Origin of the sequence: Nocardia asteroides, from assembly GCA_019930625.1 — a bacterium.
GTDB lineage: Bacteria > Actinomycetota > Actinomycetes > Mycobacteriales > Mycobacteriaceae > Nocardia > Nocardia sputi.
Genome location: CP082844.1, coordinates 873,500 through 898,441, shown reverse-complemented (window position 1 = coordinate 898,441; position 24,942 = coordinate 873,500). Strand labels below are relative to the sequence as shown.

Genomic DNA, 24,942 nt, shown 5'->3' with positions numbered 1-24,942 from the left:
CGCGTCCGGAGGGCAACCGACCATGCCCGTCGGGTCGGCAATCCGGCGTGCACATACGTCCAGGTCAAGGAGGACGCTGAAGTGATTCAGCAGGAGTCGCGACTGCGCGTCGCCGACAACACGGGTGCGAAGGAGATTCTCTGCATCCGCGTTCTCGGCGGTTCGTCGCGTCGCTATGCCGGTATCGGCGACATCATCGTCGCTACCGTGAAGGACGCCATCCCCGGCGGCAACGTGAAGCGGGGTGACGTCGTCAAGGCCGTCGTCGTGCGCACCACCAAGGAGCGCCGTCGTCCGGATGGTTCCTACATCAAGTTCGACGAGAACGCGGCCGTGCTCATCAAGGCGGACAACGACCCGCGCGGCACTCGCATCTTCGGCCCGGTCGGCCGCGAACTGCGCGACAAGAAGTTCATGAAGATCGTGTCGCTGGCTCCGGAGGTGCTCTGACATGAAGGTGCACAAGGGTGACACCGTGCTCGTCATCTCGGGCAAGGACAAGGGCGCCAAGGGCAAGGTCATCCAGGCCTACCCCAAGGAGAACCGGGTCCTCGTCGAGGGCGTGAACCGGATCAAGAAGCACGTCGCGAACTCCGCCAACCAGCGCGGCGCCTCCTCGGGCGGCATCGTGACCCAGGAAGCCCCCATCCACGTCTCGAACGTGATGGTCGTCGACTCCGACGGCAAGCCGGCCCGTATCGGCTACCGGACCGACGAGGAGAGCGGCAAGCGGGTCCGGATCTCCCGTAAGAACGGGAAGGACATCTGATATGACCACGACGGAAAAAGTGCAGCCCCGGCTGAAGCAGCGCTACCGCGAAGAGATCAAGGACGCGCTGAACAAGGAATTCGGCTACGCCAACGTGATGCAGATCCCGGGCGTGGTGAAGGTCGTCGTCAACATGGGTGTCGGCGACGCCGCCCGCGACGCGAAGCTGATCAACGGCGCCGTCGAGGACCTGGCCCTGATCACCGGCCAGAAGCCGCAGATCCGCAAGGCGACCAAGTCCATCGCGCAGTTCAAGCTGCGTGAGGGCATGCCGATCGGCGCCAAGGTCACCCTGCGCGGCGACCGGATGTGGGAGTTCCTCGACCGCCTGGTCTCCATCGCGCTGCCCCGTATCCGCGACTTCCGCGGCCTGTCGCCGAAGCAGTTCGACGGTAACGGCAACTACACGTTCGGCCTGAGCGAGCAGTCGATGTTCCACGAGATCGACGTGGACCGCATCGACCGTCCGCGTGGTATGGACATCACCGTGGTGACCACCGCGACCAACAACGAAGAAGGCCGTGCCCTGCTCAAGCACCTCGGCTTCCCGTTCAAGGAGAACTGAGCACATGGCAAAGAAAGCACTGGTCAACAAGGCCAACGCCAAGCCCAAGTTTGCGGTCCGCGCCTACACCCGCTGCCAGCGGTGCGGTCGCCCGCACGCGGTCTACCGCAAGTTCGGCCTCTGCCGCGTCTGCCTGCGCGAGATGGCGCACCGGGGCGAGCTGCCGGGCGTGCACAAGAGCTCCTGGTGAGCTGACGCTCCTGGTGAGCGCACCCGGATAACCGAATAGCGAGGGCACGGACTCCACCGAGTCCGTGCCCTCGCTGTCTCTGAGAGTTTCTCTGCTCTCTCATCGCGGCCGCGCTCGCGGCGCGCCCGCTCGTCCCCGCACAGCTGAGGGGCGCGCGTCCCCAGGGAGACCTATGCCTTGGTGTTGTCGAGGTACCGCCGGCGTGCCTGGTGCAGTTCGCGGCTCCACGTTGTTCCTTCGTCGGCCAACCGGCGTTGGAGCGTCCGTGGCCCGACTTCGAGGAGTCGGGCGGCCTCCGCCAGCGAGAGCGTACCATCGGTGAGCGCGGCCGTCAATGCGGTGCCCACCCGATCCGACCATGTCGGAGAGCACGCGGGCGGCGGCATCGTGGCATAACGGCGCCCGGTCGCCGGTGGAACCCCGGCTGCGTGGTGCGTTTCGTGCGCAGCTGGATGAGGTCCGTCGAGGCCCGACATCAGTTCCCTCCATCGGCGCCTCTGGAAATCTCGGGGTGTTTCGCCGTAGCGTGCCTTGAACGCCTGGGAGAACCACGTTTGCGTAAAACCGCAACGTGCAGCCACTTCACTGACACTCGTGTTCTTTCCCGGTTGGGAGAGCAGGTCGCGCGCGGCGCGCAACGCCTCGTCCTGCCGCAGGTCCCGATAGGTAGTTCCGCTCTGCTGGAGGGCGAGCCGCAACTGCCGGGGCGACCAGCCCAGCGCCGATGCCACCGCAGGCAGACGCAAGTCCCCGACACCGACGTGCTCCCGCACGTACTGTCGAACGGCTGCGGCCGTTTCAGCCAGATGGGGTTGTTGCGGGCCCATATCGCCGAGCAGCATCAAGCAGATCAGCTCAGTGATTCGATCGCAGACGGCGTTGAATTCCCAGTCTGCGAGGTCGGATCGCCCGGCATGCGTTGCGCGGATCATGCTCTGCACGATCCGGCCCAGGCCCGATTCCATGTCGAGCGTCATTTGCGGTGGTCTGGCGGACGACAGTCGATTGTCGATATCAGCACGCGGTATGCGAACCGCGTTCGTCACCATGCGTGGCATGTAGTACCGAAACGGCTGATCTGGGCTCAATAGCATTGCGCTACCGGGAGTTACGCGCATTACCGTGTCATTCATTTCAAAGATGTTGGCTCCCCCCACAGCCCGCTGCGGTACGACCAACCAATAGTCTTTGCCGCCCTGCCGGGTGTGTGACGGGGTCCGCCAGGCCAGACGCTCGCTACGTTGGTCGAAGCACAGGAGAGTGTGAGCAACAGTGTCCTGAACGGTGGCACGGATCCACCAGTTGCGCGGATCACGATACCGGGACTCGGACGGCAGAAAGCTGTCGCTGAGTGCTTCCCACTCGTCGATGTCTTTCGTAACAAGCTCGGTGTACATCATGATGACGCCTTGGCCGATGTGTTATGCGGGACTTACAATTCAACATCACTGAGAAAGTCTGTAGCTGTCCGGCATATCCCGCTGTGGGAAGGGATCAGCGGGAAACGCTGCGAACGATCGGCGTGACCGACGCTCGATCTCAGCGTCGGTCACGGGCGTCACTGCGTCGGCTACGGACGCATCGAGTTTCGATAATGTTCCCGGCGGTGCCGAATTCACTCCGCACTACGCGCTGGGCTCGAGCAGCACGGGAAGTGTGAGGGGGCCGCAGGTGATGAAATTCGGGCCGTAGATCTGGGTGGCGTCACCAGCCAGGTTCAATCGCGGGAACCGGTTGAACAGCGTGGACAACGCGATGTGGCTTTCCAGCCGGGCCAGATGAGCGCCGAGGCAGACATGCGGTCCCCGGCCGAAGGCCAGCTGGTCTCGGTGATCGCGGTCGATGTCGAAAGTACCGGCGTCCGGATAGCGCTCCGGGTCCCGCCCGACGCCGCCATACCACCCCACCATGGCTCCGGCGGGAATGTCCACGCCGGCGATGGTGATGTCCTGCATCGCATACCGAGTGGGGAGAATAGCGGCCACCGAAGAGCGGAAGCGCAGCATCTCCTCCACGACGTCCCTCCACCGGTCTTCGGCCTGGGCTTTGGCGAGCTGCTCGGGATGGGTGCACAGCGTGACCACCGCGTTGCCGAGCAGATGCACGGTGGTTTCGTGTCCGGCCATGAGCACCAACCACAACATGTTGACCAGTTCGTCGTCGGTCAAACCGTTCGATTCATTGGCCTCCAGCAGAGCGGAGGTGAGGTCGTCGCCGGGTGCGCGCCGTTTGCGGTGCAGGAGTTCGGCGAGGTAGCCGAGCATATCCGCCATCGCGGCCTGAATCTCGTCGCCGGTGCTCAGATACGACATGACCGTGGACGCCCAAATGCGGAATTCTTGTTGTTCGGACGCCGGTACGCCGAACAGTTCGCCGATCACTCGCACCGGCAGGGGGGTGGTGTAGCTGGAGGCGAGATCGATTTCGGTCTTGTGGTCGGGAATCTTGTCGAGGAGCTCGGCGGCGATCTGCTGGATTCGGGGCTCGAGCGCGGCGACCCTGCGTGGGGTGAACGCCTGGCTGACCGTTCTCCGCAGCCGTCGATGATCCGCACCGTCCATGTTGATCATGTGGTCGATATCGGTGAGCGCGCGCAAGGGCCAGTCGGCTGGAATCGTGCCGTCCTGCAGCGCAGGACAGTTGCGCGGATTCTTGCTCAAGACGGTGCCATCTCCGGCGAGGACTTCGCTCACCGCTTCGTGGCTGACGGCGAACCAGGCCACGACATTGCCGGGCAGCTCGATCGGAACGATCGGTCCACTCCGCCGGATCCTATCGAAGGTATCGAAAACCAACTCGCCAGCGGTAGGCAGCTGAGCGACGGGCTCGGTCATGATGTCTCCCATGGTGCGTTCGGTCACACGGATACGGCGGACGTGTGCCGCCCAGTGTCGGCCGCAGCGACGCACCGAACCACCGGATCCGAGAATTGCTGCCTCTCAACGAAAGTGCGACGCAGAAGAACGAATATTGGAGCGAGATGTGCCACGACGTTGATACCCGGAGGGCGCTGCGGCGGATCGTCTCCGCCGCAGCGTCTTCGCGTTTCAGCTCAGCAGGTCAATCGCTGATTGTCAGGGCAGCACCTGCGGAATGACATCCGGCGCGACCGTACCCACGATCGCGCCGATCACGGCACCCAGGATGGCGGTGGTCACCACGCCGACCACGGCGCACAGCGCGTAACCGACGACGAAGGCCGCCAGGGTCGGAATGCAGGTGATGAGGGCGGCGATCGCGCCGACGCCCGCGCCCGCGGCTGCACCGTTCATGACCGGATCCGGGTACTGCGCCCCCGGGTTGGTCGCGATGTCCTTCAGCTCCGCGCCGGTCTCGGCCGAAACCTCAGGTGTAGTCACCGACAGCGTGCGGCCGTCCTCGGATACCTCGGCATCCAGGGCAATGGTGGTACCGGACGGCGTCGCCAGCGTGCGCGGAAGCTCGGTGACCGCCGCGCCCGCCTGGTTCACGATTCTGATCGAAGTCTCGCCGAGTTGGAACGTGCCCGCGTCCAGCGTGGCGGAGACCGTGCTCAGGTCGGGCGCCACCGTGGTGTGGTAACCGATGTCCCCGGACGTGCGCGCCGCAGAAATCACCTGGGCCAATTGCGCTTGCCGGTCGGCGTAGTTGGTGGCCGATGCGGCTCCGGCACCGGCGAAGGTAGTCGCCACGACCACCGGCAGCGCACCGATGAGCGCCTTACGACCGATTTGTGTTGCAGCGCGATAAACATTGAATGCATTCTCCCCTTCCGCGCTTGCCGCAGCTCAGCGTTATCCGCCGCGGTCGTTCCGGCGGAAATGCCGTCCTCGATATCAGCGGTCTTCATCCAGTTGGCCAGGCAGGACTCGCTGATGCTGAAGTCGGCCGTGATCTGCTCGAGCTTCTGGCCCGGCTCTCGATTGCGAGCGACCCGCACGACGTCGTCGCGGAACTCCTTGGGATAGGGCTTGGGCGCGGTGTCCATCCTTCCAGCAGTGCCCTACGGCACCGCAGATCAGATGTCACCAACTCGTGCAGCAATCCCGTCGGTGTCCTCGCCTTCATTAGAGGCGCTTTTCCGTCCTCTGACTGTGCTCGGACTCTCGAGCATCTGATGTGCGGCCGGCCTCGGCTGTGATTTGTCCAGGATATCTGGTTCGATGAACCGTTCTGTGTCGATAGCGCTTAACGTCGCGGAGGCGCAACAGTTGGTTCGAAAGGTGGCGGCGAGCGTGACAGGTACCGAGGCGAAGCTCGATGAACTGCTCGAGATCCTGACGATCGCTGCGGAACCGGCGGGTGAGGCCGGTGCCGCCAAGCGGGAGAAGAAAGGCGTTCCGAGCGTTCGCCAGCGTGTGGACATGCTGCTCGACCGCGGGACGTTCATCGAGACCGGTGCGTTGGCTCGTCAGCCCGACCGACCGGATGCTCTCTACGGTGACGGGCTGGTCACCGGTCGCGGCCTGATCGGGGGGCGTCCGGTGGTGGTGATCGCCCACGATCAGACCGTGTACGGCGGGTCGGTCGGTATCACGTCCGCCCGCAAATTCATGCGGGCCCTGCAACTCGCGTTCGACAACGCATGCCCGGTGGTGACGATCAATGATTCCGGCGGCGCGCGTATCCAGGACGCGGTGGGTTCGATCGCTTCGTTCGGTGATATTTCCCGGGTGTTGGAGAAACTGTCCGGATATGTGCCACAGGTGTCGATCATTCTCGGCAAGTGTGCGGCGGGTTCGGTGTACGGGCCGATCAACACCGACGTGCTCATCGGCACCAGGGATTCCTACATGTTCGTCACCGGGCCGGAGGTGATCAAAGCCGTCAACGGTGAGGACGTCACCGCCGAGGAGCTCGGTGGCGCCGAGGTACAGGCCAGACGCGGCACCCTGCATCACGTGGCCGACACCGAGCAGGAAGCCTACGAGTGGGCGCGCAATTACCTGAGCTACATGCCGACGAGCTGTCTCGAGCAGCCGCCGATCGTGAACCCCGGCCTGGAGCCGGAGATCACTGCTACCGATCGGGAGCTCGACACGATCATCCCGGATTCCGATCGCGCCGGTTACGACATGCACGAAATCCTGCTGCGGATCTTCGACGATGGTGAATTCCACGAAATCCGCGCCGCGTTCGCCCCGAATCTGATCACCGGGTTCGCCAGGGTCGACGGCTCTCCGGTCGGTGTGATCGCCAACCAGCCGCTGGTGCTGGGTGGTTCCATCGACGCCGCCTGCTCGGACAAGTCGACCTACTTCATCCGGCTCTGCGACGCGTTCAATATCCCGCTGGTGTTCGTCGCGGACACCCCGGGCGTGCTGCCGGGCCTCGAGCAGGAAGCCAACGGCGTGATCATCCGCGGCGGGCGGGTCCCGCGTGCGATCATCGAGGCGACGGTCCCGATCATCAACCTGGTCGTGCGCAAGTCTTACGGTGGCGCCTACGGCATGATGGCGGCCCGACAGGTAGGTGCCGATATCAGTTTCGCCTGGCCGACGGCCCGGATCGCGGTGATCGGCGCCGACAGCGCGGTCGACCTCATCGGCAAGCGGCAATTGGCGGCGGTGCCGGAGGAGCATCGGGCAGCGGCGCGCGAGTTCATGATCAACCAGTACAACGAGACGATCGCCACCCCGTGGATCGCCGCCGAACGCGGCTACATCGACGCGGTCATCGAACCGGCGCGGACCCGTCTGGAGATCCGGAGCGCGCTGCGCCTGTTGCGGGACAAGCCGCCGGTCAAGCCGGAGTTCAATCCGCGCAAGCACCCGGTGTACCCGATGTGATCTTCCCGCCGCCTCTCGCGCGGCGACGGTGTGACCACCGAGCCTGCGCCGAGTAGCGAATCGCAGACGCCCCGAAGAAAGGCGCTGCGGCGGATCAGCTCCGCCGCAGCGCCTTTCGCGACTTCAGCTCAGCGAATCAATCGCTGATTGTCAGGGCAGCACCTGCGGAATGACATCGGGCGCGACCGTACCCACGACCGCGCCGATCACGGCACCCAGGATGGCGGTGGTCACCACGCCGACCACGGCGCACAGCGCGTAACCGACGACGAAGATCGCCAGGGTCGGAATGCAGGTGATGAGGGCGGCGACCGCACCGACGCCCGCACCCGCGGCCGCACCGTTCATGACCGGATCCGGGTACTGCGCCCCCGGATTCGTCGCGATGTCCTTCAGTTCCGCGCCCGTCGCTGCCGAGACCTCGGGTGTCGTCACCGACAGCGTCCGGCCGTCCTCGGACACCTTGGCATCCAGGGCGATGGTGGTTCCCGACGGCGTGGCCAACGTGCGCGGAAGCTCGGTGACCGCCGCGCCCGCCTTGTTGACGACCTTGATCGAGGTCTCGCCGAGCTGGAACGTGCCGGCATCCAGCGTTGTGGAGACGGTGCTCAGGTCCGGCGCGACCGTGGCGTGGTAGCCGATGTCCGCGGACGTGCCCGTCGCCGAAATCGCCTGGGCCAACTGCGCCTGCTGTTCGGCGTAGTTGGTGGCCGATGCGGCTCCGGCACCGGCGAACGTAGTCGCCACGGCCAGCGGCAGCGCACCGATAAGCGCCTTACGACCGATCTGCATTGCAGCGCGATAGAACATTGAATTCATTCTCCCTCCCGACCCCCGATACCCCCCCGATGTGGACGAATCGAACGTCGCATCGTGTGTATTGAACGCACTATTGGTAGCGACTGCACGCCCGTCGAGGCAAACCTTGTGACATTGTCCACAATGGGGAACCGATTGAGCAGCAAGGTATTTCGCGCATCCATGATCGGCGGTAGTCGATTGGTGGTTGCCCCGACCGCATGAGCCGCCATTTCACTACCGTCGATCTGGAAGCGGGTCGCGTCCGGGTCCGAGTGTGCGGCTGTGACTTCCGCCGTCACCGCGCCTGGGGTACCTTGGCGCTTGGACGTTCGCTGATAGGGGGCAGAGACTTGGCGGGGGAAGGGCCATCACTGTCGGTCGACACCGACGAAGTCGAAGCGTTGGGGCGTTTGGCGTTCGATGTCGCCACTCAGTGCCGGGAAGGGTACTCGGCGCTGGAAACCGATGTGCGAGACATGTTGGAGAGCTGGACCGGCAGCAACTCCGGAGCGTTCTCGGTCGGCTGGGAGGAGTTCCACCAAGGGGCGGTGCAGGTGTGGGATGCCCTGTTCGAGTTGGCGGAGAAGCTGGGGATCACTGCCGACACCGTTCGTGGCACCGATCAAAATTTCGCCGTCGAGGTCAGCTCGCTCGATCTGCCCTGAGAAAGGATGGCCACATCATGTCAGCAGACGCCGAAGCCTTCTCGGTCGATCTCGACAAACTCGATAATCTGGCTGCCCGGATCCGGGGATTCGCTGGATTGCTCTCCGATCAGTTGGCTGCCATCGATCAGAAAGCGAAAGAAGTCGATGCCGCGTCGGCCGGGGCGGTGATGGCGGCCTATCGCGAAGCGCACGACGAGTGGATGTCCGGCGTCACAGATGTCCGGGAAGGACTCACGGCTTTGGAAGAGGCGGTGCGGCTGGCCCATACGGGTTACACTGGCGCTGTCGCCGAGGGCCTGCGGATTCTGGGTATATGACGGCCCTGGCTGTCGAGCCGAGGGCTTACTACCAAGCGGCCACCAACTGTTTCGACGCCGCCTCCGCGCTGCGTGACAGCTTTCTGTACATCTTCGCGGAACTGTCCGGATGCGGATCGATGGCCGGTGTGGACGAGAACGGCCAGGAGTGGGCACGCTCCTACAACGCGTCCGCGTACGAGGCGGTGGGCTTTTTCCAGGACGTCCACTCCACGTTGCACGCATATGGCAGCGCACTCAACGACATCGGCTTCTTGCATGCCCAAGCCAACGCCACCATGAAGGGCGCGCCGCAGCCGGAGCGGCCGACGAATCCGGACATGCCCGTGTTCGGACCCTTCTCGGTCCCGGCCTCGGCGGGCGGTCCCGGGCAGGGCATCGTCGACAAGGGCATCAATATCGTCAGTCATATCGGCATACCGGTCCCCGACGGCGACACCGGCAAACTCGCCAAGGCAGCCGACGCCTGGGACCGACTCGGCACGATCTACCAGAACACGAACGCCCGCGACAAGATCACGATCGCGGCGGGATTGTTCGACAACATCACCGCCGACGACGCGGGCTACATCCGAGACGACCTCAAATCCCTCGCGAACGCCATCGACCACCTGCTGACCGCCTGCACCCAGATCAGCCAGTCATGCCTGGCCTACAGAGACGCGTTGACGGAACTCCGTGGCGAGATCGAGGGCTTCTTGAAGTCTCTCGCCGCCGATCTCGCGATCGACGCCGCCATCACCATCGGCCTCGCGCTGATCAGCTTCGGCGCAGGCGCGGTCACCGCAGGCAAGGCGCTGATCACGGTGCAGAAATGGGCCGGAAAGATCAAAGATGGCATCATCGCTTGGCGAGCCCGCAAGGCGCTGCAGATCGCGGGTATCCGCCAAGAGGCGAAAGACGCCGCTGTCAAGGCTCGAAAAGTGGTTACCGACCTGCGCGATCGATTGCGGGGGAAGAGTGACGACGTAAAGAAGCCTCCGGTGAAGTCGCTCAAGAACGAACTGGACAATGCGCAGACATGGACTGGTGGAAATCTACCCACCCAGAATGGGCCGCCGAATGGATACCTGGTAAAGCGCGACCCCCAAGGTAATATAACGAACTATTCGTACTATGATAGTGACGGGGTCGCTACGAAGCGGGTCGATTTGACTGGCGATTCACATTACAATAAGGCGACGGGGCAAACGATTCCAACGCCCCATGTCGTAGAAATTCAAAAATATGTGAAACCGGAGACCGGCGAGATCTTCGCTCGCACTGATCGAAATAATGTCCGGGCTGCGCTACCTGAGGAGATTCCATAGTGGACACCGGTGAAGCCGATGCGGAGCTGTCGTCGATACTGGCGCGCTCCCGGAGTAGTATTAACGCTATAAGGATCGAAGCGATTCCCGACCTCGGGCGAAAAATACACTTCAGTAGTGCGCGGGAACGACTGCAAGAGATGATGATCAATGACGAGATCGTGACCATGCGAGTCGATGCGGCTGAGCAACTCGTACGCACCGGCGGGGAAGAAGGATTGCTGGCGGTTTTGACTGAACTCGGTCGGCGCCGAAACGATCCTGATATCGACTACACCGCGTATATGCTGAGCGAGCTAGAAAACTTCGGGGAGTTTCCGGTCCTTCGCAATGCTCTGGCTATCGATCAGTCCAGATTGTCGCTCGACGCTAAAACGGGCCTGAGTAACCTGCGCAAGCTATTGAATAATTGACAAGAGGGATTCATGCGTGGTTAGTCGAGATAGTCCGTCATTTTGCGCGGGATGGCGCAGTGTACGTGCGAGAAATTAATGAAGCTGGCCCGGGCCCTGCGACACCGGCCGAGATTCTGTGATAGGGGCAGCATGGAATTAGCGTGTGTGCAGGCTGATTCGTACTCGGCGGACTGGAAGGTTCGTGCGTGTGCGGCTACCGAACTGGGCAGAATGCTGCCGTCGGAGCAAGTGATCGAACGACTGGCCGAACTTCTCGGTGACGATGATATGGCGGTAGAACTGGAGGCGACCGAGGTTTTGGCTCGTTTCGGTGGCCGAGCCGGACTCGTGGCCATCCTGGGAGAGTTGGGAAAACGTCTTGACGATCCCGATTCCGACTATATCGCCTACCGCCTGCAAGAGTTGCAAATCAACGATCGCGTACCGATCCTGCAGAATGCTCGTGAAATATCGATTCGGTCGCCCTCGCATGAGGTGAGCGAAGGAATATATCAAATCGAGCAGCTTTTCGGTTACTTGGTCCCAGAGAGTGAATACGATGCGATTTGTGCTGCATCCAGCACGTTTACGAGCAGTTACGTCCCTAATGCCTGCAGTGCCAGACCCGATCTATAGGAGTAGAGCCCATAGTGAACACAGCAGATGGGCAAGTTGGTCTGCGGGAAGCTCTGGAGCATTCCCGCAGCGGCGAAGGATTGATAAGGCTTCGCGCCATCTCCGAGTTGAGTGCGCTGATCTTCGATGCTCAGGCGCGCAGACGTCTTGTGGAGATGTTGGACGATGACGTGGTCACGATGCAAATCGAAGCCGCCGAGGCTCTGGTGCGATATGGCGGACAGGAGGGCCTGCTATCGGCTCTTGAAGAACTGGGTCGGCGAGATGACGGTGATGTCGATTACATCGCATATCGACTCAGCGATCTGGACAATTTGGGGAAGTTTCCGGTTTTGGAGACGGCATCCTTCATTATGAGGTTCGGCAAACCAAAAGCGAACGGTCGCCGGCCCCGCCGCCGCATCGGGCGATTGCCGCAAAGCTCTTGTTCGGCGCTGTTCAGACGCGCTGCAACGGACGAGCAGGTCGACATCGTTCAGTGCGTCCCGGTCTACCCGTGCGTTTCGGCGTGGTGCGGCAATTCGATATCCGACCGGACCACTGATCAGTGGATATGGCGGAACGTCGCCGGCACGGCGCGGTGCGGAGGTGGGCGGCGCGAAGTCGACAAGTCGGCCGGTGACCGCGGGGGCGAGCGGCGGCTCGATGCCCCCTCTTTGTCGGGGGCGTCGGGAGTCGGTCCCCCGCGGTCAGCGCCCGCGTGTGGCCTGAATAGAACTCCGACGTACTTATTAAAGGTTATCTGTTAACCTTTAATAAGGAGGTGGCATGGCTAAGTTTGCGCAGCGGCGGTGGGCTGGCAACTCGGATGGCGGTGGCCTGTCTCGACGAGATCGTGGCTCCGGCACTTACCACGTGTATCTGCCCGATTCGTTGGCTGGTCGCCGCATCGTTTTGACCAGCGAAACCGCCGCCGACGTCGTCGATGCGGAGGTGGCGATCACCCGTCTCGATACGGAGGCGGTGGCGCTCGTCGAGACAGAAGCGTTGTCTGGGTTGCTGCTGCGCGCCGAGGCCATCGCATCGTCACGGATCGAGGGGTTGGTAGTCGGCGCGCGTCGACTGCTACGCGCGGAGGCGGCGCGTCAGCTCGAAGGAGAATCATCGGATGTGACGGCCGCCGAGGTGCTGGCGAATATCGATGCCATGGCTGTGGCCGCCGATGCGGTTGGCCCCGGCGAGTCGATCACCGAGGATGTTCTGCTCGAGATTCATCGACGGTTGCTCGCGGGTACCAAGCTCGCACAGCATGGCGGATGTTTACGAGACGTACAGAACTGGATCGGTGGCAGCTCCTTCAATCCCTGCTCGGCCGCCTTCGTTCCGCCACCGCCGGAACTCGTACCCGAGTTGATGGAGGACTTGATCTCGTTCTGCAATAGCGACGATCTGCCCGCTGTCGCGCAGGCCGCCATCGCGCACGCACAGTTCGAGACGATCCACCCGTTCATCGACGGCAATGGCCGAACCGGTCGCGCGTTGATCCACCTGATACTGCGCCGCCGCGGCGTGGCGGAACGCGTCGTCGCACCTGTGTCGCTGATTCTCGCCACCTGGAGCGACAGCTACATCGACGGTCTGACTCGCTTTCGGCACGTGGGTGTGCCCGATTCCGATCAAGCTACCGACGATCTGAACATTTGGGTGGCGCGTTTCGCCGCCGCATGCACTCGTGCGGCGCAGGATGCTACCGCTTTCGAGATGAAGGCTGCGGAGTTGCAAAGGTCGTGGCGGGATCGAGTGGCGCCGGTGCGAGCGAACTCCGCGCTGGACCTGCTGCTCGGCAAACTGGTCGGAGCTCCGGTCCTCACCGTCGGTACTGCGGCGGCACTCATCGGACGCAGTTTTCCCGCTACAAACGCCGCCGTGCAGCGTTTGGCCGAAGCCGGAATTCTCCGCCAGCTCAGCGTGGGTCGCCGCAACAGGGCCTTCGAGTCACCCGAGGCGATCAGTGCTTTCACCGCCCTGGAACGGCGTCTCGCCAGCCCGGGTGGAGACACGCAAACATCCGACCCAGCACGTCCGGTGCCGTCGAAGAATATGCCGCCCGGCCGCTGACCGAGGGCCACAGCGGAGTTGGGGGGCATGACGGCGGACACTGCCACAGCAAGGCCTGCGTCGGTTTCGCACGTTGCGGCGACGGCACATTGCAGAGGCGCGCGACAATCGCCTCGTGCGGACGGAAGCCAGATCCGATGAGTGACGGCGGATGTGCGACTGGGGTACATTCGTCTGAATCATCCGCTGGTAGAGGGGGACAGAGGCGTGGCGGGGGAACAGCCATCACTGTCGATCGACACCGCTGAGGTCAAAGCATTGGGACGCTTGGCATTCGATGTTGCCACTCAATGCCGGGACGGGTACTCCGCGCTGGAGACCGACGTGCGAGACATGTTGGAGAGTTGGACGGGGAACAATTCCGGCGCTTTCACGGTCGGGTGGGAGGAGTTCCACCAGGGGGCGGTGCAGGTGTGGGATGCGCTGTTCGAGCTGGCGGAGAAGCTCGGTGTCACTGCCGACACCGTTCGTGAGACCGACCAGGCTTTCGCCACCGGCGTCAGCTCGTTGGACCTTCCCTGAAAGGTGGGGCACCGCATGTCCGACGCACAGGCCTTCTCGGTGGATCTCACCAAACTCGACAACTTGGCTGCCCGCATCCGCGGCTTCGCCGGGCTGCTGTCCGATCAGTTGGCGGCAATCGATCAGAAAGCCAAGGAGGTCGACGCCGCGTCGGCCGGGGCCGTGATGGGGGCCTACCGCGAGGCGCACGACGAATGGCTAGCGGGTGCTACGGATATTCGAGAAGGGCTCACCGCGTTGGAAGAGGCCGTGAAGCTCGCCCATGAGGGCTACACCGGCGCTGTAGCCGAGGGCCTGCGGATTCTCGGCGTATGACGGCTCTGGCTGTCGATCCGAGGGCCTACTATCAAGCGGCCACCAACTGCTTCGACGCCGCGTCAGCGCTTCGCGACAGTTTTCTGTACATCTTCGCGGAGCTGTCCGCATGTGGATCGATGGCGGGCGTGGACGAGAACGGCCAGGAGTGGGCGCGTTCGTACAACACCTCGGCCTACGAGGCCGTGGGTTTCTTCCAGGATGTCCACTCCACCCTGTACGCATATGGCAGCGCCCTCAACGACATCGGCTTCACTCATGCTCGAGCCGACGCCACCGTGAAGGGCACGCCGCAACCAGACCGGCCCACAGACCCGGGCATGCCGGTTTTCGGACCCTTTTCGGTCCCCGCCTCCGCGGGCGGACCTGGCCAGGGCATCGTGGACAAAGGCATCAATATCATCAGCCACATCGGCATACCTGTGCCCGACGGCGATACCGGGAAACTCGCCAAGGCGGCCGACGCGTGGGACCGTCTCGGCACGATCTACCAGAACACGAATGCCCGCGACAAGATCACGATCGCGGCGAGTTTGTTCGACAGCGTCACTGCCGACGATGCGGGCTACATCCGAGACGATCTCAAATCTCTCGCGAACTCGATTGATCAACTGCTGACCGCCTGCACGCAGATCAGCCAGTCCTGCATCGCGTATAAGGACGCGCTGACGGAACTCCGCGACGAGATCAAGGGCTTCCTGAAGTCCCTAGCGCAGGATCTCGCCATCGACGCCGCGATCACGGTCGGCCTTTCGCTGATCAGCTTCGGCGCAGGGGCGGTCACCGCCGCCAAGGCCCTGGACACGGTGCGAAGATGGGCCGGGAAGATCAAAGACGGCATCATCGCTTGGCGAGCGCGCAAGGCGCTTCAGATCGCAGGCATCCGACAGGAGACGAAGGATGCCGCTGTCAAGGCCAGGAAAGTCGTCACCGATCTACGTGATCGACTGCGCAAGAAAGTCGGCGACTCCCCTAAGCCACCGAAAAGATCTCTCAAGGAAGAGTTGGACAATGCCCAGACATGGACCGGGAGAAACTTGCCAACTCAGGGCGGTCCCCCGAACGGATACCTGGTCAAACGGGATGCTCAGGGAAACATCACGCATTACTCGTATTTCGATGCTGATGGGGTGGCGACCAGTCGAGTAGATGTTGTCGGAAAACCGCACATGGACAAAACGACAGGGCAATATCTTCCGACACCGCACGTTGTAGAAATTCAGAAAAATATCGACCCCGCCACAGGTCGGATTTTCGCGCGTACCATCAATGACAGTGTCAGGCCCGCTCTACCTGAGGAGATCCCATAGTGAACACGGCAGATGAGCAAGTCGGTCTGCGGGCAGCTCTGGAGCATTCCCGAAGCGACGAGGGACTGGTGAGACTTCGCGCCATCTCCGAGTTGAGCGCCCTGATGTTCGATGCTCAGGCGCGCAGCCGCCTTGTGGAGATGCTGGACGATGACGTGGTCACGATGCAAATTGAAGCCGCCGAGGCTCTGGTGCGCTATGGCGGACAGGAGGGCCTGCTGTCGGTTCTAGAAGAACTGGGTCGGCGAGACGACGGTGATGTCGATTACATAGCATACAGACTCAGTGATCTGGACAATTTGGGGGAGTTTCCGGTTCTGGAGACCGCATCATTCATTGCTGAATCGGATATATCACCCAATGCGCGACGCGGTCTGAAAGATCTGCACGAAGTCATGGGGCGATGAGAGGATCCGGAGGGCTGTCGTAGGCATGAACAATGTTGGGAACTGCGCTCCCAGGGCGATTCGGTAGTTCGGAGGACGGTCTCGAACGGCGCGGAGGTCGAGTCGTCGAGGATAAAGGCAAGTTCGGGCGCGTGACCGGCCGAGTACGGGTGGATGCGAAGAGTGACGTTCGGCCGTGTGCTGACATCGGCCAGGTACCGGTGTTGCGTGGACATCACCTTCGGGCTACCAACGACTCGGTAGAGCGCTGATTCGTCGAGAAGGACCTGGAGGTCCACCGGGCGGGTCTTGCGGGTGACGGCCACCTGCCGGTTGAGGCGAAGACGTACTCGTTGCTCGATCTCTTCGTTGGGGCCGTCGTGCAGGAAAGCGCCGATCAGCGCGCGGGCGTAGTCGGCGGTTTGCAGCAATCCAGGCACCTGCACCGCGTAGGACGTCAGCCGCTGAGCGGACCGCTCCATACCGACATACATGTTGAACGCATCCGAGAACAGTCCGCCGAGCGGAGTGACACCGTCCTCATCTCGCGCTGTCGCCGCACGCGACGCGAGCCCCACCGCTTGCTCGGTCTGCTCGGCCTGCACCTCGTACAGCATGCACAGCTCGCGCACGTCCTGGCGGCGGGGCTTCACCGCCCGTCCGGTTTCCAGCCGTTGTAACCCGTTGAAGCTGAGTTGAACTTCCTTCGCGGCGACGGCGATCGTCAATCCGCAGCCCTCGCGCGCCTCGCGCAGAAATCGACCGAGCTGGCGGCGCAGCAGCGTCGGCGACTCGATGTCGGTCATCGGCTTTCCCCCAGGTGAATGAATCCAGCACACGGACTGAATTGCATCCATTGATACCCCAGAATTCGATGCTCTCCAGGACTTTCGGAGAAGTTGTCGGGAAGACGCGAATCAGGGCGGAGTGGGCGGTGTCCGGCTGGTGTGCTGTGCGTGCGCCGGGCCGCCGAACAGGGCTTTGTTGCTTTCGAAGCGGCCAGCATTCCGCGATAGGGCGCACTTCCGACTGACTCGATGGCAGGGGGATCACCATGCAGGAAGGTTCTTTTCGAGACACTCCCACCACCAGATGCGTGTTCTACCGACGTATCGGCGGGCTTGCCGCGGGCGTGGACCCGCACACCGGACGCATCACGGTCCCGGCTGGCGGCGTTTGGGGATTGGGGATGGCGGCGTATCTCGGTTACGAGGTCCGCGAGGAACTTCGGCGGCGAGGAAGCGCTACCGGGCCGATCGTGTCGTACCCGAGGTCGCGAAGCTGGGTCTTCCTGGTCCGTCCTGATCTACCGGACTCGACCACGATGTCCGCCCAGCTGTATCGGGCGGGTATCGCGGTTTACGGTCACGGCAGGGTGATCGCATTGCCGTCTCCGGCCGACCGTCCTCCGGCGGTGCGGCATTGGGTCGAGCCGCCTCGGGACGGGTTCCGGCCCTCGGCAATGGTGGTTGTCACTGCGATCAGCCGGCGTCTTCCGCCGCGAGCGATCGACCTGTCCGCGCTCGGTAACGCCGGACTCTCCGCGCCCGCGAGGGGAATTCAGTGACAGCCGACCCGCGTATGCAACCGTGCGGAAACCGTTTGCCTCCGCTGTGCCTGCCCGGCACCCGTGCATTCTTCGACATCTTCAACGCCCGCACCGAGCCGACGGACGCGCTGATGATGTCGGCCGTAGGGCTGCTCGGCGTATGGGTCCGGCATTACGAGAGCCGCAAGCCTGGACGTCCGATGGGCCAACGGCTTGCCTATCTGATGGACCTGCATATTTGGGCGATCGACCGATATGTGGAAGAGATGCTCGAAACGGCTGGCCGAGAGGGTTATCGGCCTGCTTCGGACGCCCGGGAGATGCATTACTCATACGGCGAGATGGTCAGCCTGCTCACCGCGGATTTCGTGTGCTGCCGTCGAGAGGAACGGCAACCCGGCGGAATCACCGAGGATCAACTTCTTCACCACGTGCGGCATTGGGATGGGTTCAAACGCCATGGTGGACGCGGTGGCCGCCGGGAGAGTGCGACCGAAGATTCCGCACAGTGCGCGGCACGCGTCTTCGGCTGCCGAGCCGCAGGAGAGGGCGTGACCACTCCGCGTCCGGAGGAGCCCGATGTCCACCTGCGCGTTCTGCTCGACGGCATGAGTCTGGACTTCGCCGCCTGCCACACCGCAGCCATGCGGTTCATTCAGGAATGGCGCGCTGTGCGCGCCGCTGCCGACCTCATCGTTGCCCCGGGCGATACCACCGGGCTGCCGCGTTTACCGTGCGAGCGCCTCTACTTGCAACCGTGAGGACACGCATCACTAGATGCTGTCGAATCCTCGAGTGCGAAACCCCGGGTGATGGGGCCGCCAGTGGCACACCATCGAGAGGGTTACTCGGTCGATGGCGCAGTGGTGTGCCATCAGCGGACGTCGCGTGGGTGTGTCGATGTATGGGCTCAGGACATGGATCGACTCGGAGTGGCCGCGTTGCTCTGCCATGAGAGCAGGGTCTGTTCCCAATTGCGGTGTATTTGGTCGAGGCCGGAGAATCCGGCGTTCGTTCTGAAGCATGCGCTGGCGCTGTCTCCATTGACGAGGAGAAGCACGCTCAGCGGAATGCCTCCGAGGGTGGTTGTGATCGGATCGATCGCGGTGACGGGATCGCCGTGCAGCGCGAGGGGATGACGCAAAACGACATTCGACACTGCGGACGGAGCGCGTCGTGGCGTCGAGATAGCGGAAAATGTGGTGCGCATGAGCCATGCGGGCGCGCTGTCGAAGTTGCTGCGCAACGCTGCCCGGATAGTTGCTGACTTCAATGGCACGGTGGCGCGGATGGTGCTGGTCAGCCGTTGGTCGAAGGGGAGCGGCGCTCCCGGCAGTCTGAGGTAGGGTATGGCCGTTCTGTTGCCCGCCAGGGCGACCTCGTCCGGGCGGCGGACATTGGCCGCCACCAGTAACGGTATGTCGGGCAAGTCGGCACTCCCGCGGATCTCGCTCTGCCAGCGGGTGAGCGCGTGGGCGAGCGCCGCGATGTACACGTCATTGCGGGTGCAGCCGAAAGCGCGGGCGACGGAGGTGAGGGTGCTGGCGGGCACGCGGCCCCACGCGAATCCGATCTCATCTGTGGGCCGACACCCGGGCAGGTCCCAGGCACCCAGGCTCCGAAGGCTCCGAAGATCGTTCGAGGCGCAATGCACTCGCGTGCGGGCAGACGCGCGGGGGTATTGGGCGAAACCGTGATATGCCGCCGACGATTCACTCTCGGGGACACCAGGTGCGAACAGCGACTCCAGTGTTCGAAGCATTCCCGCGCCGTCTTGCACGCAGTGGTGCACCAGATACAACAGGGCGTATCGATCCGGTGCGTAACCGCGCAGCAACCACATCCGCCAGTGTGGGGCGCTTTCCGGCAGCGTAGTTTTCGCCAGCTCGACAACGACCTGCTCCAGATTTCCCTGGGCGGGCACAACATGCTCGACAACATGGCTGGTCAGGTCCACCTCGTCGGTCACCGTCCAATGCCGGGCTCCCTGGGGCATCCATACAGCCAATGCTGGCAGAGCAGCCAGCCGGGAAGCGACGTAGTCCTGGATGTCACCGAGGTGGGGCGGTTGTCCGTCGAAATGTAGAACTGCGCCGATATTCAGCTGATTTTCCGGAGAGTCCAAACCGCGTAGCGTCCGATCCATTGCCGTAGTCGGCATGTCGAGGGTGCTCCGGATTGCGCTCATCGTGCGGTTTCCTTCAATTGTGCAGCGTCAGCGGAAGTTCCCATAATAGTCAGCGAGACTGCGAGCCGGTCATTGGTTTCGGATCTGTCGGACGCGGGTTGGTGGTGTCGTCGCCATTGCGCGGTGGCGAGTGCGTGGGTGAGGGTGCGGGCTGGTGGGGCGCCATCGCCAGGAGACCGCGGATTTCGGCGACTGTGATTCCTGATTGCCCATCCGCTCCGGCGACGGGCACGATCTGCTCGCGGGTCACGGTGGCGGGGTGGAAGCACAGGTAGTAGGCGATGTCAGTGGGTCGTCGACGACTCATCCGAGACCGTGGGTCACATCGTCGACCGGATGGCTCAGTTCACGGCACACACCTACGCGACTCTGACCGCCGGGCTGGAGATGGTGTTCTACAGTCGCGCGTGTGGGAGATTGCGAGATCATCACTACTCGTTCAACGGAGCAGTGGGGGGAAAAGTGACCGGCAGAGCCGTCAATGCCCGATGGAAGGGACCAGGCCGCCAGGTCGGTGCGTCGACCGGTATTGCCAGCTGAATCTCGGGCAGCGCATCGAGAAGCTGATCGATCGCGCCCTGAGCGATCAGGTAGGCGAGCGACTGCGCGGGGCAGGCGTGTGGTCCGATGCCCCACGCCAGATGCGAGCGATTGCCTGTGTGATTCTCGGTCCGGATCGCGGGGTCGTTGTTGCAGCCGGCCATGCTGATGAGGACCGGCTGATGCGCGGGCAGCCAGACGTCGTCGATGAGGATCGGCTGACGGGGATAGGTGGTGAGGAGATTTGCCAGCGGCGGGTTGTCGAACAAGACCTTGTCCAGTGCGTCGCGAGTGGACAGGGTCCCGCCGACGACACTTCCGCCGAAGCGCTGGTCGGAGAGGATCAGCAGCAGGGTATTGCCGATCAGGTTCTGTTCCAGTTCGATCCCGGCGCCGTAAAAGCTCGTCAGCTGGTGGATCATCTCCAGGTCATCGAGTTCGGCCGGATGCCGCAGCAGTCGCGAGGTGATGTCGTTGCCAGGGTGGGTCCGTTTGAGGGCTACCAGTTCCAGCAGCGCCTCGGCGATCATCTTGTTGCCGTTCTCGGCATCGATCCCCTCGAGCATCGCGGCCATGCCTGCGGCGACCCGCTGTCCGATCTCCGGCGGGCAGCCGAGCAGGGAGTCGATGATCGCGAATGCAAGCGGGAGCGCGTATTGACTGATCAGATCGGCTGCACCGGCCTGGCAAAAGGCGTTGACCAGCGGGATGGCGATCTCCTCCACGGTCGCATCGAGACCGTATAGATCCACCTCGTTGATACTCGTGGTGATTGCCTGCCGGTAGCGATGGAGGACCGCTCCGTCGTTTCGAGTCCCGTTGGGACGCCACTCCATAAGCGGCCGGACCGGGCAGTCGGCCGGGATGCTCTGCTGCCAGGTGCGTGGATCGGCGGGGAAGTGCTCGGGATCGTTGAGGATCCGCAGCGCGGTGTCATACCCGACCACCAACGTGGCCGGCACGCCCGGCGCCAGCTCGACCGGAGCCAAAGAGCCGTACTGTCTCCGCATTTCGTCGTAGGCACGGTGCGGATCCGAGGAGAATTCCGATGAGTACAGCGGCACCCTCGGACCTTCGGAAGCCATCGGCGAGCCGTGGACGACCGGACAGGTCGGAGTGTCCGGTCGGGACTGCGTCGTACTCAAAAATGGAACTCCAGATAGTCGTGTGTGCTGGGACGCGGTCATCCGCGCAACTGTGCTTCGGCCACCGAACAGCTACTGCTACTTCGAGAAGCGTACTGTCCAGCAATATTTCGTGCCAACACTTCCGTGCCACGGGGCTCCCCCGAGTTCGGTTGACCCGCGGGGTCGTGATGTTTCAGGCCGCGCGTTGCGGTCTCATGCTCGACGGGTGTCGAACGGGTAAGGCCCGCGTGTCGAGTTCCAGTGGGGACTGGGGGTCCTCGGTCTTGCGGAATGTTGTCAGTTGCCTTCGCCGACTCAGAACTCGAGGTCCGACCACGGGATGTGGATCGGGAAGGGGAAGTCGATGGTGATGGCGTCGGAATTCTTCGGCGACCACTCGCCGGTGACGAGGTAGTTGGCTGGGCGAAGGGGGTGTACGCCTGGTGGAAGCAGCTTGCCGTGGGTCGTCTCCAGTGCGAAGGCGCGGACCATCTCGATGGCGCTCCTCTCGCGTTCCAGCGTCACCTCCCAGTACATGGGGATGCCTGCCCTGGCATAGCGCGCTTGCTTGGCGTACATGTCGGTCTGAGTGTTCGACGGAGAGAGGACCTCGCCGACCAAGAGAACATCGGCAGCGCGAACATCCTGATAGGGGTTCGGGAGGCAGCGCTGTATCAGAAAGTCCGGCGTGACGAAGTCCGACTTTCCTGATTCGCCGAAGAAGATGTTGGTTTCCGTGTGAACCCGCCAACAGTGCCGCGGGTCCACCGTCATGTTTTCGCGGGCACACCGACGCAATCCACTCCACAACAGATTGGTGAATTCTTGATGCTCGGCAGGTCCCCGGCGTAGCCATACGACACGCCCGTCCCACAGTTCGATCTGCCCGGCGATGTCTTCGGGCAGTTGTTCGAGTTCCTCCCAGGTCATGTACTCCGGGAGGTCGGGACGTTCGCCGCGCGGACTTGCCATGGCTTCATGTTAGCCCGGTCACGGGCTGTTTCCGCTGGTCATGAGTCCAGCGACTCGGCCCCCTCACCGACCCCGATTTTGTCCCGCTGAACCCCTTGCCTACACTAGAGCGGTTGCCTGGGCACCTCCATGCCCGCATGCGTGCGCTCGGGCGATCGAACCTCCTCCGGTCGGCAAGTGTCGGCCGGACCATCCGAATTGTCGTAGGCCCACCGCCGGACGTGCCGATGCGCACGGCGGCGTTGTATGGGAACCGCGGCGAGAAAGGTGTCTAGGTCGAACCATGACCATGACTGATCCGATCGCAGACTTCCTGACACGTCTGCGCAACGCCAACTCGGCGTACCACGATCAGGTGAAGGCTCCGCACTCGAAGCTCAAGGCGAATATCGCCGAGATCCTCAAGCGCGAGGGCTACATCGCCGATTACCGGACCGAGGACGCTCAGGTGGGCAAGACGCTCATCGTCGACCTCAAGTACGGCCCGAGCCGCGAGCGCAGCCTCGCCGGCGTGCGCCGTGTCTCCAAGCCCGGTCTGCGCGTGTACGCGAAATCCACCAACCTGCCCAAGGTGCTCGGCGGCCTCGGCGTGGCGATCATCTCCACGTCCTCCGGCCTGCTGACCGATAAGCAGGCGGCCAAGCAGGGCGTGGGCGGCGAAGTCCTCGCCTACGTCTGGTAAGGGAGGTCAGGACAATGTCGCGTATTGGTAAGAAGCCCATCGCCATTCCGGCCGGCGTCGATGTCGCCATCGACGGCCAGGACATCTCGGTGAAGGGGCCCAAGGGCTCCCTCTCGCTCACCGTCGCCGAGCCGATCACCGTCGCCAAGGGCGAGGACGGCCAGCTCGAGGTCGTCCGTCCGGACGACGAGCGCCGCAGCCGCGCGCTGCACGGACTGACCCGCACCCTCGTGTCGAACATGATCGTCGGTGTGACCCAGGGCTACGAGAAGAAGATGGAAATCTTCGGCGTCGGTTACCGCGTCGCGCTGAAGGGCCAGAACCTCGAGTTCGCCCTCGGCTACAGCCACCCGGTGCCGATCGAGGCGCCCGAGGGCATCACTTTCGCGGTGGAATCGCCCACCAAGTTCTCCGTGTCCGGAATCGACAAGCAGAAGGTCGGCCAGATTTCGGCGGTCATCCACGGCCTGCGCAAGCCCGACCCGTACAAGGGCAAGGGCATCCGCTACGCCGGCGAGGTCGTTCGCCGCAAGGTCGGAAAGACGGGTAAGTGATCATGGCGCAAACCGCAAACCAGAAGGCCAAGCGCATCCCCCTGGGCAAGGACGTGTCGACGCAGCGTCGCCTGTCGAAGACGCGCCGTCACTTCCGCCTGCGCAAGAAGGTGGAAGGGACCACCGAGCGTCCGCGCCTGGTGGTCAACCGCTCCTCGCGTCATCTGCACGCGCAGCTGGTCGACGACTCGGTCGGCAAGACCATCGCCGCCGCCTCGACCATCGAGGCCGACGTGCGCGCGCTGGACGGCGACAAGTCGGCCAAGAGCAAGAAGGTCGGCGCCCTGCTGGCCGAGCGTGCCAAGGCCGCCGGTGTCGAGGCCGTCGTGTTCGACCGTGGTGGGCACGACTACCACGGCCGGATCGCCGCACTGGCCGATGCCGCTCGCGAAGGTGGGTTGAAATTCTGATGCGTAACCTGCGGAGCATCCAGGAAACACAGCTGAGCGTTCAGCTGATCATGAACGGAAGGAACGTCTGATGCCGGGACGTCAGAGGCGTGACGGCGGAAGCGGACCCGCCGGACAGAATGGCAGCGCCCCCGAGGGCGGCCGCGGCGACCGTCGCGGTGGCGGCGACCGCCGGGGTGGCGGTGACCGCCGCGACAGCGCCGCCGAGAAGAACCAGCTCGAGCGGGTCGTCGCGATCAACCGCGTCTCCAAGGTCGTGAAGGGTGGTCGGCGTTTCAGCTTCACCGCCCTCGTGATCGTCGGTGACGGCAACGGTCTGGTCGGCGTCGGCTACGGCAAGGCCAAGGAAGTTCCCGCGGCCATCCAGAAGGGCGTCGAGGAGGCTCGCAAGAACTTCTTCCGCGTCCCGATGATCGGCTCCACCATCACGCACCCGGTTCAGGGTGAGGCGGCCGCCGGTGTGGTCATGCTGCGTCCGGCCTCGCCGGGTACCGGTGTGATCGCCGGCGGCGCGGCTCGTGCCGTGCTGGAATGCGCCGGTATCCACGACATTCTGGCGAAGTCGCTCGGCAGCGACAACGCCATCAACGTCGTGCACGCGACTGTCACTGCCCTCAAGCAGCTGCAGCGTCCCGAAGAGGTCGCGGCTCGCCGTGGCCTGCCGCTCGAGGACGTCGCTCCTGCGGGCATGCTGCGTGCGCGCGCTCAGGCTGCCGGAGGTGTCAAGTAATGGCAGATCTCAAGGTGACCCAGATCAAGAGTTCGATCGGCGCCAAGAAGAATCAGCGGGACAGCCTCAGGACCCTCGGTCTGCGCGGTATCCGCAAGACCGTGGTCCGCGAGGACAACGCCCAGAACCGCGGGCTGATCAACGTCGTGCGCCACCTCGTGACCGTTGAGGAGGTCTGAC

General features: G+C 63.4%; 31 protein-coding genes. 22 read left to right on the top strand and 9 right to left on the bottom strand.

Features of this window, described 5'->3' with window-relative positions:
* Positions 1-81: 81 nt before the first annotated feature.
* Genes rplN through K8O92_04200 form a run of 4 tightly spaced genes read left to right on the top strand, consistent with a single transcriptional unit; the run spans position 82 to position 1,524 of the window.
* Positions 82-450 (top strand): 50S ribosomal protein L14, encoded by a 369-nt coding sequence (gene rplN / locus K8O92_04215; protein ID UAK33206.1) that lies wholly within the window; start codon positions 82-84, stop codon positions 448-450.
* Between the two features lies 1 nt (position 451).
* Complete coding sequence (rplX, locus tag K8O92_04210; GenBank protein ID UAK33205.1) at positions 452-769, top strand: 50S ribosomal protein L24; 318 nt, start codon at positions 452-454, stop codon at positions 767-769.
* Position 770: 1 nt separating this feature from the next.
* Positions 771-1,334, top strand: coding sequence for a 50S ribosomal protein L5 (gene rplE, locus K8O92_04205; GenBank protein UAK33204.1), 564 nt, complete (start codon positions 771-773; stop codon positions 1,332-1,334).
* A gap of 4 nt (positions 1,335-1,338) precedes the next feature.
* Positions 1,339-1,524, top strand: coding sequence for a type Z 30S ribosomal protein S14 (locus K8O92_04200; GenBank protein UAK33203.1), 186 nt, complete (start codon positions 1,339-1,341; stop codon positions 1,522-1,524).
* 170 nt (positions 1,525-1,694) lie between these two features.
* On the opposite strand, the gene K8O92_04195 is transcribed toward K8O92_04200, so the two are convergent.
* The 4 genes from K8O92_04195 to K8O92_04180 all read right to left on the bottom strand — a co-directional run bounded on the left by K8O92_04195 (position 1,695) and on the right by K8O92_04180 (position 5,491).
* Positions 1,695-2,924 carry a helix-turn-helix transcriptional regulator gene (locus K8O92_04195; protein ID UAK33202.1) on the bottom strand — a complete coding sequence of 410 codons (1,230 nt, stop codon included), beginning with the start codon at positions 2,922-2,924 and terminating at the stop codon, positions 1,695-1,697.
* A 225-nt stretch (positions 2,925-3,149) separates the two neighbouring features.
* The gene (locus tag K8O92_04190; protein UAK33201.1) at positions 3,150-4,358 is read right to left on the bottom strand and encodes a cytochrome P450; all 1,209 of its coding nucleotides are present in this window, start codon (positions 4,356-4,358) and stop codon (positions 3,150-3,152) included.
* Between the two features lie 240 nt (positions 4,359-4,598).
* A complete protein-coding gene (locus tag K8O92_04185; protein UAK33200.1) occupies positions 4,599-5,201 on the bottom strand; it encodes a hypothetical protein in 603 nt (200 codons plus the stop codon).
* A complete protein-coding gene (locus tag K8O92_04180; protein ID UAK33199.1) occupies positions 5,117-5,491 on the bottom strand; it encodes a hypothetical protein in 375 nt (124 codons plus the stop codon). The genes K8O92_04185 and K8O92_04180 overlap by 85 nt, the downstream gene beginning before the upstream one ends.
* Before the next feature lie 247 nt (positions 5,492-5,738).
* Between K8O92_04180 and K8O92_04175 the strand changes: the two genes are divergently transcribed.
* Positions 5,739-7,292: an acyl-CoA carboxylase subunit beta gene (locus K8O92_04175; GenBank protein UAK35424.1), complete on the top strand. Its 1,554-nt coding sequence runs from the start codon at positions 5,739-5,741 to the stop codon at positions 7,290-7,292.
* Between the two features lie 150 nt (positions 7,293-7,442).
* Here K8O92_04175 and K8O92_04170 read toward each other — a convergent pair whose 3' ends face one another.
* Positions 7,443-8,102 carry a hypothetical protein gene (locus tag K8O92_04170; GenBank protein UAK33198.1) on the bottom strand — a complete coding sequence of 220 codons (660 nt, stop codon included), beginning with the start codon at positions 8,100-8,102 and terminating at the stop codon, positions 7,443-7,445.
* Between the two features lie 341 nt (positions 8,103-8,443).
* Here K8O92_04170 and K8O92_04165 point away from each other — a divergent pair, with 341 nt between their 5' ends.
* From K8O92_04165 to K8O92_04120, 10 genes are all read left to right on the top strand, one after another.
* Entirely contained in the window at positions 8,444-8,758 is a 315-nt protein-coding gene (locus tag K8O92_04165; GenBank protein ID UAK33197.1) for a WXG100 family type VII secretion target, read from the top strand.
* A 17-nt stretch (positions 8,759-8,775) separates the two neighbouring features.
* The gene (locus K8O92_04160; protein UAK33196.1) at positions 8,776-9,078 is read left to right on the top strand and encodes a WXG100 family type VII secretion target; all 303 of its coding nucleotides are present in this window, start codon (positions 8,776-8,778) and stop codon (positions 9,076-9,078) included.
* Positions 9,075-10,388 (top strand): hypothetical protein, encoded by a 1,314-nt coding sequence (locus K8O92_04155; protein UAK33195.1) that lies wholly within the window; start codon positions 9,075-9,077, stop codon positions 10,386-10,388. Before K8O92_04160 ends, K8O92_04155 begins: the two co-directional genes overlap by 4 nt.
* Positions 10,388-10,801 (top strand): hypothetical protein, encoded by a 414-nt coding sequence (locus K8O92_04150; GenBank protein UAK33194.1) that lies wholly within the window; start codon positions 10,388-10,390, stop codon positions 10,799-10,801. The genes K8O92_04155 and K8O92_04150 overlap by 1 nt, the downstream gene beginning before the upstream one ends.
* A 147-nt stretch (positions 10,802-10,948) precedes the next feature.
* Positions 10,949-11,419 carry a HEAT repeat domain-containing protein gene (locus K8O92_04145; GenBank protein ID UAK33193.1) on the top strand — a complete coding sequence of 157 codons (471 nt, stop codon included), beginning with the start codon at positions 10,949-10,951 and terminating at the stop codon, positions 11,417-11,419.
* A 14-nt stretch (positions 11,420-11,433) separates the two neighbouring features.
* Positions 11,434-12,168 (top strand): HEAT repeat domain-containing protein, encoded by a 735-nt coding sequence (locus K8O92_04140; GenBank protein ID UAK33192.1) that lies wholly within the window; start codon positions 11,434-11,436, stop codon positions 12,166-12,168.
* Between the two features lie 19 nt (positions 12,169-12,187).
* Entirely contained in the window at positions 12,188-13,477 is a 1,290-nt protein-coding gene (locus K8O92_04135) for a Fic family protein (GenBank protein UAK33191.1), read from the top strand.
* Between the two features lie 207 nt (positions 13,478-13,684).
* Positions 13,685-13,999, top strand: a complete 315-nt coding sequence (locus K8O92_04130) for a WXG100 family type VII secretion target (protein UAK33190.1) — start codon at positions 13,685-13,687, stop codon at positions 13,997-13,999.
* 15 nt (positions 14,000-14,014) lie between these two features.
* Entirely contained in the window at positions 14,015-14,314 is a 300-nt protein-coding gene (locus tag K8O92_04125; protein UAK33189.1) for a WXG100 family type VII secretion target, read from the top strand.
* Positions 14,311-15,624: a hypothetical protein gene (locus tag K8O92_04120; protein UAK33188.1), complete on the top strand. Its 1,314-nt coding sequence runs from the start codon at positions 14,311-14,313 to the stop codon at positions 15,622-15,624. Before K8O92_04125 ends, K8O92_04120 begins: the two co-directional genes overlap by 4 nt.
* A gap of 265 nt (positions 15,625-15,889) precedes the next feature.
* On the opposite strand, the gene K8O92_04115 is transcribed toward K8O92_04120, so the two are convergent.
* Positions 15,890-16,816 (bottom strand): helix-turn-helix domain-containing protein, encoded by a 927-nt coding sequence (locus K8O92_04115; GenBank protein ID UAK33187.1) that lies wholly within the window; start codon positions 16,814-16,816, stop codon positions 15,890-15,892.
* A 290-nt stretch (positions 16,817-17,106) separates the two neighbouring features.
* Here K8O92_04115 and K8O92_04110 point away from each other — a divergent pair, with 290 nt between their 5' ends.
* Both K8O92_04110 and K8O92_04105 read left to right on the top strand, forming a co-directional pair.
* Positions 17,107-17,577, top strand: a complete 471-nt coding sequence (locus K8O92_04110; protein ID UAK33186.1) for a DNA-directed RNA polymerase subunit beta — start codon at positions 17,107-17,109, stop codon at positions 17,575-17,577.
* Positions 17,574-18,320, top strand: a complete 747-nt coding sequence (locus K8O92_04105) for a hypothetical protein (protein UAK33185.1) — start codon at positions 17,574-17,576, stop codon at positions 18,318-18,320. Before K8O92_04110 ends, K8O92_04105 begins: the two co-directional genes overlap by 4 nt.
* Positions 18,321-18,469: 149 nt before the next feature.
* On the opposite strand, the gene K8O92_04100 is transcribed toward K8O92_04105, so the two are convergent.
* The 3 genes from K8O92_04100 to K8O92_04090 all read right to left on the bottom strand — a co-directional run bounded on the left by K8O92_04100 (position 18,470) and on the right by K8O92_04090 (position 22,344).
* Entirely contained in the window at positions 18,470-19,747 is a 1,278-nt protein-coding gene (locus tag K8O92_04100; protein ID UAK33184.1) for a wax ester/triacylglycerol synthase family O-acyltransferase, read from the bottom strand.
* Positions 19,748-20,178: 431 nt separating this feature from the next.
* Positions 20,179-21,372, bottom strand: coding sequence for a cytochrome P450 (locus tag K8O92_04095; GenBank protein UAK33183.1), 1,194 nt, complete (start codon positions 21,370-21,372; stop codon positions 20,179-20,181).
* A gap of 357 nt (positions 21,373-21,729) precedes the next feature.
* Entirely contained in the window at positions 21,730-22,344 is a 615-nt protein-coding gene (locus K8O92_04090; protein UAK33182.1) for a Uma2 family endonuclease, read from the bottom strand.
* Between the two features lie 325 nt (positions 22,345-22,669).
* On the opposite strand from K8O92_04090, the gene rpsH reads away from it, so the two are divergent.
* The 5 genes from rpsH to rpmD all read left to right on the top strand — a co-directional run bounded on the left by rpsH (position 22,670) and on the right by rpmD (position 24,941).
* Positions 22,670-23,068, top strand: a complete 399-nt coding sequence (gene rpsH / locus K8O92_04085; GenBank protein UAK33181.1) for a 30S ribosomal protein S8 — start codon at positions 22,670-22,672, stop codon at positions 23,066-23,068.
* Positions 23,069-23,082: 14 nt separating this feature from the next.
* Positions 23,083-23,622: a 50S ribosomal protein L6 gene (gene rplF, locus K8O92_04080; protein ID UAK33180.1), complete on the top strand. Its 540-nt coding sequence runs from the start codon at positions 23,083-23,085 to the stop codon at positions 23,620-23,622.
* Between the two features lie 53 nt (positions 23,623-23,675).
* Positions 23,676-24,032: a 50S ribosomal protein L18 gene (gene rplR / locus K8O92_04075; protein ID UAK35423.1), complete on the top strand. Its 357-nt coding sequence runs from the start codon at positions 23,676-23,678 to the stop codon at positions 24,030-24,032.
* A gap of 70 nt (positions 24,033-24,102) precedes the next feature.
* Entirely contained in the window at positions 24,103-24,762 is a 660-nt protein-coding gene (gene rpsE / locus K8O92_04070) for a 30S ribosomal protein S5 (protein UAK33179.1), read from the top strand.
* On the top strand, positions 24,762-24,941 hold the full coding sequence (rpmD, locus tag K8O92_04065; GenBank protein UAK33178.1) for a 50S ribosomal protein L30: 180 nt from the start codon (positions 24,762-24,764) through the stop codon (positions 24,939-24,941). The genes rpsE and rpmD overlap by 1 nt, the downstream gene beginning before the upstream one ends.
* Position 24,942 lies beyond the last annotated feature (1 nt).